The sequence below is a fragment of the Nocardiopsis listeri genome (assembly GCF_020741345.1).
GTDB classification, from domain to species: Bacteria; Actinomycetota; Actinomycetes; order Streptosporangiales; family Streptosporangiaceae; genus Nocardiopsis; species Nocardiopsis listeri_A.
The window spans coordinates 1-12960 of sequence record NZ_DYZD01000343.1 but is presented as its reverse complement, the minus strand read 5'-3'; the positions used below and the strand labels follow the sequence as shown (position 1 = coordinate 12960).

General features: G+C 71.4%; 14 protein-coding genes. 1 reads left to right on the top strand and 13 read right to left on the bottom strand.

Annotated features, from left to right (window positions below; genetic code table 11):
* The 13 genes from K8V84_RS18315 to K8V84_RS18255 form a co-directional block, all read right to left on the bottom strand.
* Positions 1-268, bottom strand: a 268-nt coding sequence (locus K8V84_RS18315; RefSeq protein ID WP_304076482.1) for a PfkB family carbohydrate kinase, incomplete at its 3' end; no start/stop codon positions are given.
* Complete coding sequence (locus K8V84_RS18310; RefSeq protein ID WP_304076479.1) at positions 265-1125, bottom strand: SMP-30/gluconolactonase/LRE family protein; 861 nt, start codon at positions 1123-1125, stop codon at positions 265-267. The genes K8V84_RS18310 and K8V84_RS18315, both read right to left, overlap by 4 nt.
* A 16-nt stretch (positions 1126-1141) precedes the next feature.
* Positions 1142-2287 (bottom strand): galactonate dehydratase, encoded by a 1146-nt coding sequence (gene dgoD, locus K8V84_RS18305; protein ID WP_304076475.1) that lies wholly within the window; start codon positions 2285-2287, stop codon positions 1142-1144.
* Positions 2284-3015 (bottom strand): FadR/GntR family transcriptional regulator, encoded by a 732-nt coding sequence (locus K8V84_RS18300; RefSeq protein WP_304076472.1) that lies wholly within the window; start codon positions 3013-3015, stop codon positions 2284-2286. Before K8V84_RS18300 ends, dgoD begins: the two co-directional genes overlap by 4 nt.
* A 25-nt stretch (positions 3016-3040) precedes the next feature.
* Positions 3041-3796, bottom strand: a complete 756-nt coding sequence (locus K8V84_RS18295; protein WP_304076469.1) for an SDR family NAD(P)-dependent oxidoreductase — start codon at positions 3794-3796, stop codon at positions 3041-3043.
* Positions 3797-3837: 41 nt separating this feature from the next.
* A complete protein-coding gene (locus K8V84_RS18290; RefSeq protein ID WP_304076467.1) occupies positions 3838-5052 on the bottom strand; it encodes a DUF4380 domain-containing protein in 1215 nt (404 codons plus the stop codon).
* Positions 5049-6137, bottom strand: coding sequence for a zinc-binding dehydrogenase (locus K8V84_RS18285; RefSeq protein WP_304076466.1), 1089 nt, complete (start codon positions 6135-6137; stop codon positions 5049-5051). Before K8V84_RS18285 ends, K8V84_RS18290 begins: the two co-directional genes overlap by 4 nt.
* A 170-nt stretch (positions 6138-6307) precedes the next feature.
* The gene (locus K8V84_RS18280; RefSeq protein ID WP_304076464.1) at positions 6308-7318 is read right to left on the bottom strand and encodes an ABC transporter permease; all 1011 of its coding nucleotides are present in this window, start codon (positions 7316-7318) and stop codon (positions 6308-6310) included.
* Between the two features lie 14 nt (positions 7319-7332).
* Positions 7333-8853, bottom strand: a complete 1521-nt coding sequence (locus K8V84_RS18275; protein WP_304076462.1) for a sugar ABC transporter ATP-binding protein — start codon at positions 8851-8853, stop codon at positions 7333-7335.
* 50 nt (positions 8854-8903) lie between these two features.
* On the bottom strand, positions 8904-9902 hold the full coding sequence (locus K8V84_RS18270; protein ID WP_304076460.1) for a substrate-binding domain-containing protein: 999 nt from the start codon (positions 9900-9902) through the stop codon (positions 8904-8906).
* Positions 9903-10304: 402 nt separating this feature from the next.
* On the bottom strand, positions 10305-10430 hold the full coding sequence (locus tag K8V84_RS18265; RefSeq protein ID WP_304076486.1) for a hypothetical protein: 126 nt from the start codon (positions 10428-10430) through the stop codon (positions 10305-10307).
* A gap of 286 nt (positions 10431-10716) precedes the next feature.
* Positions 10717-10923, bottom strand: a complete 207-nt coding sequence (locus K8V84_RS18260; RefSeq protein WP_304076484.1) for a hypothetical protein — start codon at positions 10921-10923, stop codon at positions 10717-10719.
* 445 nt (positions 10924-11368) lie between these two features.
* Positions 11369-11938: a TetR/AcrR family transcriptional regulator gene (locus K8V84_RS18255; RefSeq protein ID WP_304076459.1), complete on the bottom strand. Its 570-nt coding sequence runs from the start codon at positions 11936-11938 to the stop codon at positions 11369-11371.
* 254 nt (positions 11939-12192) lie between these two features.
* On the opposite strand from K8V84_RS18255, the gene K8V84_RS18250 reads away from it, so the two are divergent.
* Positions 12193-12840: an NAD(P)-dependent oxidoreductase gene (locus K8V84_RS18250; RefSeq protein ID WP_304076458.1), complete on the top strand. Its 648-nt coding sequence runs from the start codon at positions 12193-12195 to the stop codon at positions 12838-12840.
* Positions 12841-12960 lie beyond the last annotated feature (120 nt).

Sequence of the window (12960 nt, the reverse complement as noted above, 5' to 3'; positions counted from 1 at the left end):
GGCCCGTGGGCCGGTCGGGGTCGACGCGGACACCGGACACGTCCACGCCCCGTTCCGCCACGCTCCGCGCGACCACCCGCCCGAAGGGGTCGTCTCCCACGGCGCTCAGCCAGGCGGCCCGATGCCCCAGCGCGGCCAGTCCGCAGGCGACGTTGGACTCGGCGCCCGCGACACCCATCTCCAGGTGCGGCGCCCGGTCCAGGGGGACCGGTTCGGTCGCGGTGAGCAGCAGCATGGTCTCACCGACACAGGTCACCCGGGGCGTCACGGGTTCCCCCCGAAGTACCGGACCGGCGCGGCGCCGACGTCCACGGGGACACGGAAGAGCGCGCCGTCGAAGGGGCCGGGACCGCGCAGGCCCACCGTGGCCGAGGTGACGAACAACCGGGGTTCCGGGTCGTCCACGACGCACACGCTCGTGGGTTGGGCGGCGGGCAGGGCGACCACGCGTTCCAGTGTCCCGTCCGGGTCGTAGCGGTGCACCCGCCCGGCTCCCCAGACCGCGACCCACAGGTGTCCTTCCGAGTCGACCTGCATCCCGTCGGGGCTGCCCTCCTCCACGCGGGCGAAGACGGACGGGGCCGTGGGTTCCCCGGTCGCGGAGACCTCGTAGGTGTCGATTCTGCCCGCGGCGCTGTCGGCGAGGTACATGCGGGAGCCGTCGGCGGTGAAGGCCGGACCGTTGGGAACCGTGTAGCCCTCCAAGACCCGCACGACCCCGCCCGCGGGGTCGGCTCGGTAGAGCGCACCGGCTCCGGGTGTGCCGTCATAGGCCATCGATCCGGCCCAGAACCTTCCCTGCGGGTCGCAGCAGCCGTCGTTCATCCTCATCGGTGTGGCCGCCTCGTCCTCGGGTCTGGCCAGCCATCGCGGTGGGGCGTTCTCCGCGAGCAGCGCCACCCCGGTGTCCGCGGCCGCGACGTAGGTCCCCGGCCGGTCCCGTACGGGGGCGACCGCGCCCAGGGGCACGTCCAGCTCGACGATCACCTCGGCCGGTCCGGGCAGGCGGGGGTCGAGTCGAAGGAGCCTGCCGGTGAGGATGTCCACCATGAGCAGGTCCCGGCCCTGAAGACGCAGGCCCTCCCCGAGTTCGAAACGGTCCGTGCTCCACGGTTCGTGTCGCATGTGCGTCACCTCCTCCTCACCACTCCGCGAAGGAGCCGTCGTCATGGGTCCACAGTGGGGGCCGCCAGCGGTGGCCCTTCCGGTCCGCCCTTCGCACGGCGTCCTCGTCCACGCTCACGCCCAGCCCCGGGACGTCGCTCCTGTGGATGTGTCCGTCGGGGAAGTCGAAGACGTCGGTGTCCAGGACGTAGTCGAGCAGTTCGGCGTCCCGGTTGTAGTGGATGCCGATGCTCTGTTCCTGGATGAGGAAGTTGGGGGTGGCGAAGGCTACCTGGAGACTCGCCGCCAGGGCCAGGGGGCCGAGCGGACAGTGCGGTGCCAGGAGGGCGTCGTAGGTCTCGGCCAGGGAGGCGATCCTGCGCACCTCGGAGATCCCTCCCGCGTGGGACAGATCGGGTTGGGCGACCGCGATGCCCGCCTGGAGCGCCGGGAGGAAGTCGCTGCGGCCGAACAGGCGCTCCCCCGTGGCGATGGGCACCGGGCTGCACCTTACGACGTCGGCCAGCAGGTGCCCGTACTCGGGCAGCACGGGTTCCTCCACGAACATGGGGCGCAGGGGTTCCAACAGGGGCAGGACCCGGCGTGCGGTGGCCGCGTTGAAGCGACCGTGGAAGTCCACGGCCACGTCCCGGTCCGGGCCCAGTACCTCGCGCACTCCGGCCAGCCGTTCCACGACGCCGTCGACCTCGCGAACGGTGGCCGAGCGGCCCATCACCCCAGAGGCGTTCATCTTCACGGCGGTCAGGCCGGACTCCACCCGCGCGGCGACCGAGTCCGCCAACTCCGCCGGGTCGTCGCCGCCGACCCAGCCGTACACGCGCACCTTGTCGCGGACGGGTCCGCCGAGGAGCCTGTGCACGGGGACGCCCAGGGTCTTGCCCGCGATGTCCCACAGCGCCTGGTCGAGCCCCGCGACCGCGCTGGAGAGCACCGGGCCGCCGCGGTAGAAGGCGGCCTTGGTGAGTCGCTGCCAGTGGTACTCGATGGGGGCGGGGTCCTGGCCCAGGAGGAGTTCGGACAGCTCCTCCACCGCGGCCCGCACCGTCTCCGCCCGGCCCTCCACCACGGGCTCGCCCCAGCCGACGATCCCGGCGTCGGTCTCCACCCGGCACATCAGCCACCGGGGCGGCACCAGGAAGGTCTCGATACGGGTGATTCTCACTGTGGTCTCTCCAGTCGATCTTCGGTCGCGTCGTACTCGGTGACGCGAAGCTGGTCCGCCCTGGCCTGGGCCAGCAGGGACCGCATGGCGGACTCGGCCGCGAGGGGGTCGCCCGCGACGACCGCCTCGGTGACCGCTCCGTGGCTGGGCACCGGGTCGCCGTGGTCGCCCCCGTGGACCAGGCGGTCGCGTTCGGACAGCCCCGCGGCGAAGAAGACGTCCGTTCGGGTGAACAGCTCGTTGTGCGTCGCGTCCAGCAGGGCCCTGTGCCAGCGCAGGTCGGCCTGCACGGCCGCTTCGGCCGGGCCCTCGACCGAAGCCGCGATGTCGGCGAGCGCGGCGCGCAGCTCGACGACGTCGGTGTCCTCACGGCGTTGGGCCGCGAGCCGGGCGGCCGCGGGTTCCAAGGCATCGCGCAGTTCGGCCAACTCCTGGAAGAAGACGTCGCCCGCCCCGGCGGCGATCCGCCACCGGACCACGTCCGGATCGAGCAGGTTCCAGTCGCCTCGCGGACGTACGAACGTCCCCTTCTTCTGCCGTGAGCCCACCAGGCCCTTGGCCGCCAGCACCTTGATCGCCTCGCGTAGCGCGGTCAGGCTCAGGTCGAGTTCCTCGCTGAGCGCGACCAGGTCGATCGTCTCCCCCTCGCCGAACCCGCCGGAGAGCAGTCGCTCACCCAACAGCCGCACCGTCTGGCCGTGCACACCGCGCCCTGAATAGGCCGCCATCACTTCCTCCGCTCCAGGCGTCCGGTCACGAGGACGCCTTGTAGATACTCCACCCTCCGTCGACCGGGACGCTCGCCCCGGTGACGTAGGAGGCCTCTGCGGAGGCCAGGAAGGAGATGACGGAGGCGACCTCGCCGGGATCACCGAAGCGACCCGCGGCGGTCTGGGCGACACTGGCGCGACGCTCCTCCTCACCCACTCCCTCCCAGGCGGCGGTGAGGACGGGGCCGGGCAGCACGCAGTTGACGCGCACCTTCGGTCCGTACTCGACGGCGAGTTGGCGGGTCAGGGCGGTGAGGCCGCCCTTGCCGGTGGCGTAGGCCGGTCGGCCGGGCAGCCCGAACCAGGCGTGGACCGAGGAGGTGATGACCACGCTTCCCTCACGGGCGATCAGATCCTCCAGGCAGGCGCGCACCCCGAGGAACGCCCCGGTGAGGTTGACGGCCAGTTGGCGCTCCCAGGAGGCGAGTGTGGTCTCGTGGGCGGGCGCCTCCTCGAACGTGTAGGCGTTGGAGACGAGGACGCCCACCGGGCCGAAGGCGCTGCGGGCCTCGGCCACGACGCGGTCCCAGGAGGCCTCGTCGCTCACGTCCGCCCGCACAGCCAGTGCGCGCCCGCCCTCCGCGCGGATGCGGTCGGCGGCCTCCTCCAGATTCGGGGACAGATCGGTCAGCACCACCGCGGCCCCCTCGGCGGCCAGGCGGCGGGCGGTGGCCTCGCCGATTCCCTGCGCCGCTCCGGTGACCACGGCGGTCACTCCGTCGTGCCTGGTCTTCGTCATGTCTCTCCATGGGCTGGTCGATGCGTCGGGTTCACGGCCGGTCATGGCCGTAGCGGTGTGAACACGACGTCGGTCGCGGTGTGCTCGTCGGCTCCGGGGATCGGGGCGGCCCAGTGCGTCGGTTCTCCCGGCCCGGTCCGGGCCACGACGTGTCCGGAGGAGCGGTGGACGAGGGCGCCGGGACGCAGGGCGGTGAAGGCCCCGACCAGACGCCCTCCCCGCGTGTCGAACGCGGCCCAGTGCGGCGGTTCGCTCCAGAAGCCGTCGGGGACCACCTCGGCCACCGGTTCGGCCCCCGTACCGAAGCCGAACTCGACGTCCAGGGTGGTGCGCGCTCCCGGGGCGAGCTCGGTGCGCGGTCCCAGGGCCTCGACCTCGGTCACCCGGTCCACCGGGTACAGGCCGCCCAGGTGTTCCAGCGGTCGTTCCACCGGCGCCTCCAACCAGACCTCGGCCCGGGACCCGGCGTCGGGGTAGTCGGCCCCCTCGTTGACGTCGAAGCGCTGGGTGAGCGTGCCCGAGGCGCCCACGTGGGCCAGCCACCCGGACGCCGTGGGGAAGCCGACCTTGCCGACGACCTCCTGCGAGGGCACCCGCATCACCCGGGGCGTGTGTTCCACCACGCGCGGGTGCCCGTTGCCCGCGACCAGCGCGACGACGTGGGGGCCGTCCCCTCGCACGCCCACGAAGACGCCCCCGGTGTCCTCCCTGGTGGTGGGCGCGCCGTCGATCTGGGTCACGTTCCACAACGCCCATCTGCGCACCGTGTCCGAGACGTTGACCGCCTCCAGCTCCAGCCGGTAGCCGGCGACGCCCGGTTCCAGGGTGAGGCGGCGGCGTAGACGCAGGCCCGACCTCGGGTCGTCTCCGCTGGTGAGGGTGAGCGTGGCGGAGCCGTCCGGCGCGGAGTCGGTCTCGACGGTGTAGTGGCCCGAGTCCAGGACGGGGTCGGGCGGACCGGCCCACTCGTCGGGCCCGTCCCACCCTTGGGGTGCGGGCCAGGTCTTGTCACCGCCGACGTTGTTCCAGGCGCTCATCGGCCCGTCCACCGGACCGAGCACCACACCTTCGACGGGGAGCAGGTCCTCGTCCAGCAGGCGGGAGTTGCGGTACAGGTGTTCGCGTCCGCGGTGGCGGACCGACAGGACCCGGCCGCCCAGTCCGGGCGCCGCGACCAGCCGGACCACCCCGTTGTCGAGCACGATCAGCTCGCGCGTGCCCGAACCCTCGCGGCGGACCTCGACGGAGCCGCTCATCCTTCCTCCCGGTTCACCAGGCACACCTTGCCCCGGCTCTCGCCCGCGGCGAGCCGGTAGGCGGCGTCGGCCTCGGCGAGATCGAAACGGTCGGAGACCACGCGTTCAGGAGACAGCCCCCACCTGACCAGGTTCACCGACAACTCGGCCATGGCCGGCAGTGAGGTCACCCAGGAGGCGTACAGGGTGAGTTGCTTGTGCAGGAGGGTGTCGGAGACCTCGGTCTCCAGCGTGCCACCCTCACCGACCAACGAGACCCGGCCCCACTCGGCCGCGTTCTCCAGGGCCAGGGAGCGGCCCGGGCGCGAGCCCGAGCAGTCGATGACCGTCGCCGCGCCCTTGCCGAAGGTGGCCCGGCCGATCTTCTCGGCCGCCTCCTCCGGTGAGGCGAGGGTGTCGAAGACGTCCAGACCGGCGGCCCATTCGCGGCGCCGCTCGTTGGGTTCCACCCCGATGACCCGGGTGGCCCCCATGCCTTGGCCGATCATGCCCGCGGCCAGGCCGACCGGCCCCAGACCGACGACGAGCAGGTCCCCGTCGCCGTCGACCCCGATGCGCCGCAGGCCTTCGTAGGCGGTGCCGAACCCGCAGGCGATGAGCGCCCCGTCCACGAAGGAGAGTTCGTCGGGCAGCGGGACGCAGGTCGATTCCTCGGCCAGCAGGTACTCGGCGTGTCCACCGTCACGCTGCCAGCCGTAGGAGGCCCGGTCCGGTGCCGTGCAGCTGATCATGTAGCCGCGGCGACAGTTGTCGCACAGCCCGCATCCGGCGATGTGGTAGACGATGACCCGGTCGCCCGGACCGAACCTTCGGCACCCCGGACCGGCCTGGACGATGGTCCCCGAGGGTTCGTGGCCCGCGACGACGCCGCGGTAGGCGGGCCCGTCGACGCCACGGTGGGTCTTGTGCTCGTGGTAGATGTAGCCGATGTCGCTGCCGCAGATGCCCGAGGCACCGACCTTCAGCAGGACCTGGCCGGGTCCGGGTTCGGGCACGGGCAGGGTTTCCACGACCGCGGTGGAGTCGCCGGGCAGGCGCACCCCGCGCATGGCCTCGGGTGGAGTGTTCGGGTCCTTCGCGTTCATGTCGGTGTTCCCCCATTCGGGTCGGGACGGTGGGACTGGGTTCTTTCGGTGGACCACGGGGGCTGCCGTTCGGGCGCCGTCAGGGTTCTGGAGGTACCGAAGGTTCCTGACTCCTTGGGGCGCCCGAACACGCCAAAGCGCTGGCGGCGGCGTTAGAGGACAGGGTCCGGTCAGGCGAGTCGGTTGGCGGCGCTGCGCCTGCTGATGACGACGTTGATCAGGACGGCCCCGACGATGATGAGGCCGCGCACCACGTCCTGGAAGAAGGAGTTGACTCCGAGCAGCACCAGACCGTTGGCGATGACGGTGATGAAGACGACGCCGAGGAAGGTACCGCCGAGCGATCCGCGTCCACCGGCGAGCGCGGTGCCCCCGATGACGACGGCGGCGATGACGTCGAACTCCAGACCCGCCGCCGCGCCTCCGTTACCCGAACCCAGACGGGCCGCGAGCAGCACACCGGTGATGGCCGCGAGCAGTCCGGTGGTGGCGAACAACAGGATGCGCACCCGGGCCACGTTGAGCCCGGCCAACTGCGCGGCGGCCGCGTTGCCGCCGGTGGCGTACACGGATCGACCGTAGGCGGTGTACTTGGCGATGTAGGCGAAGACCGCGAAGAGCACGAGCATGACCAGCGCGGCCGTGGGCACGCCCAGGACGGATCCGCCGAGCACGTCGAACAGGGCGCTCTCCGGCAGCGGCACGGGCAGCGCGTCGGTCATGTACAACGCCAGCCCGCCCAGTACGCTCCACAGGCCCAGCGTGGTGATGAAGGAGGGCACGTTGAACCGGGCCCTGAGCCACCCGGCGAGGGCGCCCCACAGCAGGCCCATGGCCAGGGTGAGCAGGATGGCGCCGAGCACGCCCAGGTTCCACTCCGTGGCGCCCTTGGCGACGATGACCGAGGCGAAGGCGACGGCCGGGCCGATGCTGATGTCGATCTCCCCGGCGATGATCACCAGGGTGACGCCCCAGGCCGCGATCCCGATCGTGGCGGCGTTGCGCAGCAGGCCGAGTTGGTTGTCCATGCTCAGGAACCCGGAGGCGGAGAGCCCGAGGACGATGTAGAGGATGAGGATGGCGGCCAGGAGGCCGATCTCGTTGAGGCGGTGGCCGTAGCGGCCGATGAAGTCGCCACGGGCGGAAACCGCTTCGCCGGTGACCTTGGTCGTGGTGGTCATTGTTACCTCGCCCTTCACGCCGCCATCGCGGCGGCCATGATGTTGTCCAGGGTGATGTCTTCGCCGGTGAACTCGCCCTCCAGGCGTCCACCGCGCAGGGCCAGCACGCGGTCGCACACGAGCGGCAGTTCCTCCAGTTCGCTGGAGACGAAGAGGACCGCGGCCCCCTGCTCCGCGAGTTCGCGGACGATCGCGTAGATCTGGGCCTTGGCCTCCACGTCCACGCCACGGGTGGGCTCGTCCAGGAGCAGGATGCGGCTTCCGGCGTGCAGCCAACGGCCGATGACGGCCTTTTGCTGGTTGCCGCCGCTGAGGTTGACGATGGGGGTCTCGGGTGTGGCCGCCTTGATGGACAGCCGTCCGATGAGGTCGCGTCCGATGGAGGAGACCCGTGAGGGGAGCACGGTCCCGGCCCGGGACGCCCCTCCGTACCAGGTCATGACCATGTTCTCGGAGACTCCGAGAAGGGGGACCACGCCCTCTCCCTTGCGGTCCTCGGGGGTGATGCCCACGCCCAGGCGCCGCATCGTGCGCGGGGTGGGACGGGCCACCGGCCTGCCGTCCACCTCCACGGCGCCGCGGGACGGGGTGAACCCGGCCAGCGCGCGCAGGAGTTCGGTGCGCCCGGACCCCATCAGGCCGCCCAGGCCCAGGACCTCGCCGGGGTGGAGATCGAAGGAGACGCTCTCGACCTTGGGCGGGACCGCCAGGTCGCGGACCGACAGCAAAGGGGTGTCGGAGAAGGGGCCCCGAGGCCGTGACACCGCCGCCGTCTCCTCCGCGCGCTCGCCGAGCATGAGGGAGACGATGCGTTCGGTGGTGGCGCCCTGTACCGGCACCGTCTCCACGATGGCACCGTCGCGCATGACGGTGACGGTGTCGGCTACGCGACGGATCTCGTCCAGGCGGTGGCTGACGTAGATGACGCCCACTCCGCGTGCGGCCACGCGCGAGACGGCCTCCAGGACGGTCTCCGCCTCGGCCGCGGCCAGGGCGCTGGTGGGCTCGTCCAGGATGAGGAGTCGGGGCCTGGACCGGAAGGCGCGTGCGATCTCGACGAGCTGCTGTTGGGCCAGGGGCAGCTCTCCGACGCGGGTGCCGGGAGAGATGCGCACACCGAGTTCGGTGAAGATCTCCTCGGCCCCGGACGTCATGGCCGCGTAGTCGATGCGCCCACGCTCCTTCGGCCAGGACCCGAGGTAGAGGTTCTCCGCCGCCGACAGCTCCGGAACCAGGCTGAGTTCCTGGTAGACGGTGCCCACGCCGAGCTCGGCGGAACGGCGGATCCCTCCCTCTCCGAGGGGGAGGTCACCGATCTCGATCTCGCCCTCGTCGGGGGTCTCCACCCCGGCCAGCAGACGGATCAGGGTGGACTTGCCGGCTCCGTTGCGTCCGAGCAGGGCGCGGACCTCTCCGGCGTGGATCTCGAAGTCCGCGTGGTCCAGGGCCGTGACTCCGGGGTAACTCTTGGTCGCGCCGCGCACGCGGGCCACGACCTTCGTGGCGGGTGCCGCCTCGACGGGGTTGTCGCTCATGGGTGCTCCATGGATGTGACGAAGGATGGACGGGTGGCTCGGAAGGGCCGTCAGGGGATGCCTTCCGGGTGGGTCTGCAGCCACTCCTCGCCGTCCTCGGGTGTGGTGTAGAGGTCGATGGGGGCCGGGGTGATGAACTCGTCGGAGTTCTCGCCGGCGATGACGCGCTCGACCGTCTCCCCCGCCAGGAGCCCCACCTCGATACCGGAGATGTCGACGTTGGCCTTGAGGATCGTGTGGTCGGACAGCGCGCGGGCGGCGTCCGTGGACATGTCGCTGCCGAAGACCACGACCTCGCCCGCCGAGCCGCGGTTGCTCACGGCGCGGACCGCGCCCATGGTGGCGCCACCGGCTTCGCCGTAGAAGGCGTCCAGGTCGGGGTGGGCGGTGAGGAGACGCTCGCCCACGTCGACGGCCTCGTCGATGGTGGCGCCCTCCTGGTTGGCGACGATCTGCGCGTCGGGCAGGCGATCGAAGAGCGCCTCTTCGAACCCCTCGCGGCGCTGCACGCAGACCTCGACGAACTCGCAGTTGAGGACGGCGACCTGCGGGTCCTCCACCCCTTCGCTCTCGAAGTGGTCCGCGGCGGAGTCCCCGAGCAGGCGTCCGAACTCGTGGGGATCGCCGAGGATGTAGGAGGTCACGTACTCCTTGGCGGCCTCGTCCTCGATGCAGGTGTTGTAGCAGATCACCGGCACGCCGCTCTCGTGGGCCAGGCGCAGGGCCGGGACCGAGGCGGTGGCCGAGACCGGTGACAGCACCAGCGCGTCGACGTCCGCGGATGAGGCGACGTCGACGAAGGTGCTCTCCTCCGAGGCGTCACCGCGGGCGTTGAGCTCCAGGAGCTGGAGTTCGCGTCCGGAGTTCTCTGCGTAGTCCTGCATGCCCTGGCGGACGCCCGCGTAGAAGCCCTGCGCGTCCATGTAGACCACGCCGATCCGGCCGTCCTCTCCGAGCCGGGCGCCGCATCCGGCGAGTGTCAGCACGCACAGGACGGCGGCGAGCGTGGCGAGCGCGCGGCCCTGGGGGCGTGGCGGTCGTCTGCCCATGGGGGTCCTCCTTGACGTAGGGCGCACCGCTCACCTGCGCGGACGCCTTTATCGACTGTGCATGAGCATCGCAGAGTGACCTACGTAACGTCAATAATAAATACTAATTAATTATTTTTCAGCCGGCAGGGCCCACTCTCAGCGGTCCCGACCACGACCGAACGGGGCGCGGGCCGGTGTGCGAGGGTGAGGCGAGTTCGCCTGCCGTGAAGTAGTCCCATGACGGTGTTCGACCCGATCGCGTTCCGAGCCGGTTTCCCCTCGCTCGCCTCAGGCATCGCCCACTTCGACGGGCCGGGGGCACACAGGCCCCGGCGCGGGTCGGAGAGGCGATCGCCCGCACCCTCACCGGGCCGCTGTCCGACCGCGGCGCCTACGCCGACCTGTCTCGGCGCCGACCCGTCAGGGGTGGTCTACGGCCGCGGCGCCGCCCAGATCACCCACGACCTCTCCGGGCACCTGTCCCAGGGGCAGGACGGGCGCGGGTGGGTGCCCGGTGACGAGGTGGTGGTGACCCGGCTGGACCACGACTCGAACGTGCGCCCGTGGGTCCAGGCCGCGGAGCGGGCGGACGCCACCGTGCGGTGGATCGACCTGGACCCGACCACCGCCGAGCTGGACCTTGCGGACCGAGCACCGAGCGCCGAGAACGGCGTTCGGAGCCGGCGGGCGCGTTGGAGTCGTCCGCGCGGCGGACGGCCGGGTCGGCCTCCGGTACCTGGCCGCGCACCGCCTCGGTTCTGGACGACAGCTACTCCTTGTTCGGCTCCCCGACCCGCCGCGACCACCCGTTGGCCCTCGCCCTGGCCTGCCATCACCTGGTGTCGGTCCTCTCCCCCGACAGCCTGCGGATCTGGCGGCACAGGTTGGAGCCCGCGCACACGGTTTCGATGGTGCGCCCGAACCCGGTCTCGGGCTCGGCCGATCCGGGCCCGCGCGCCCTGTCACCCGCGGTGCCCACCCTGGGGCTGCACGACCCGGCGGCCCCTCCGCCCCTGGTGGAACCGTCCGGTTCGGGCAAGGCCACCTGGGCCTTTCCGACCTGCGCGCCCACTTGGACGGCGCGGTCGCGACCTACCTGGAGAAGTGTTGAGCGCCCCGAACCCATCGATGACGGGCGTGAGCACCGGCCCGGACCGAAGGTGGGGCAACATTCGCCTGGTTCCGTTGCTGGGCCGGTCCCCGGTGGCGGAACTGCGCCCACACCGCGCGCTGAGCGGGCGCCTGACGCGGAGCAGTCCCCCGACGCGGTGGCCTACCCGCCGCACGCCCGCGTCACCCACTGGGAGCCGGCCTCCCCGGAGCGGGCTCGACCGCGCGGCGGCGGCCCTGGAGGTCACCGAGGACGAACTCCTCACCCGGATCGAGCGCGCCGGGCTCGAAGCGCTGCTCTCTCCACGGTCACGAGCCCGACACCGCGTCCGCCGCTGACCGACCACCGGCCGCGGCACGCTGCGCCCCCGGTTTCAGTCGCGGGGGCGCAGGCCGCACAGGACCAGGTCGAGGAGGCGGTGGGCCCGCCGTTCCCAGTCGTCGGCGGAGGGGTCGAGCTGGTAGAGGCCGGCCACGGCCAACAGGACGTCGTCGGCGGTCAGGTCGGCGCGCAGGGTGCCGGCCTCCTGGTTGGCGACGAGCAGGTGTTCGACGGCGTCGGCCACGGGGCCCCGCCCGACCTGGGCGAACCGGCCGTGAGCGGTGGCGGTGCGCAGCACCTCCAGGAGCCCGGCCTTGGTCATGGCGTAGCGGGCGAAGCGTTCCAGCCAGAGCCGGAACGCCTCCTGCGGGGAGTGCTCGTCGAGGAGTTCGGCGGAGGCGCGGGTGAGCCGTTGCACCTGGTCGCGGTAGAGCTCGAAGACCAGGTCCTCACGGGTGGGGAAGTGCCGGTACAGGGTGCCGATACCCACCCCGGCCCTCTTGGCGATGGAGTTCAGGGAGACGTCCCTGGACTCCTCGAAGGCCTCGCGCGCGACCTCCAGCAGGCTGGCACGCGTTCGAAGCCCCTGTGCATGGAGTTGTTCGACGCGCTTCGTCGACATGTACGACCTTCCTACGGCCGGTGTCACGGAGACTTCTCCGCCTCAGCGTATCCGATGTGTCCCCTGTTCAGAGCGGGGTTTCAAGGGATTCGGAAACCTCCGTCACACGAAAGGGGTCTTGTTTGACGGAGGGTTCTCCGGATAAGTTGTACTACGTGGCGGAGACATCTCCGCCACGAGGTCGGCCTCGACCCCCACCCGTACCGGCCCCGCATGACACGACTGGAGCGCACATCTATTCGCAGGGGGCTCCCATGCACGAACCTTCCGTGACCAGGACGATCGGCATCATCGGCGTCGCCGGTGGACTCGCCGAAAACATCGCGACCGAGGCCGCCGCGCGCGGCCACAGCGTGACCGCGTTCGTGGACGATCCCGAACGGTGGTCGGCGCCCGTTTCCGCCGTCCGACGCGACCCCCGGGACCTCACACGCCCCGACCTGGCGGAGTTCGACGTCCTGATCAACGCCTACCAGGTGCCCTCCGGCCGCGAACGCGACCACCTCGCGGTCAACCGACACCTGTTGCTCCTACTGGCCCGTTCCCCGATCCGTCTCATCACCGTCGGCGACCCCGGCCCCCTGTTCGTCGACGCCTCCCGCACCTCCATCCACTGGCAGCAGAGCATCGCCCGCGGCCCCCGACGAGACGCCGGCCGCACGATGGAGCGGGTCTTCTTCCTCTACAAGATCAACCGCGACGTGCTCTGGACCTACCTGGCGCCGCCGATCGAGCTGGTCGGCGACGGCGAACGCACCGGCCGCTACCGGGCCGGCGACGACGTCCTCCTCACCGACGAGCAGGGCCGCAGTCGGATCAGCAAGGCCGACTACGCGGTCGCGATGGTGGATGAGGTGGAGGCCGGCGCCCACCCGAGGCGGATGTTCACCGTCGCCGCCTGAGCGGTCCGGTGGCGACGCGCACGCGGGGATGACCGGGCGGGAAAGGCTCGGAGAAATCCCGCCCCTCCGTGCCTCGGGGGTCTGGGCGTGGGCCGCGGGATGAGGGACACTTCCCTGACC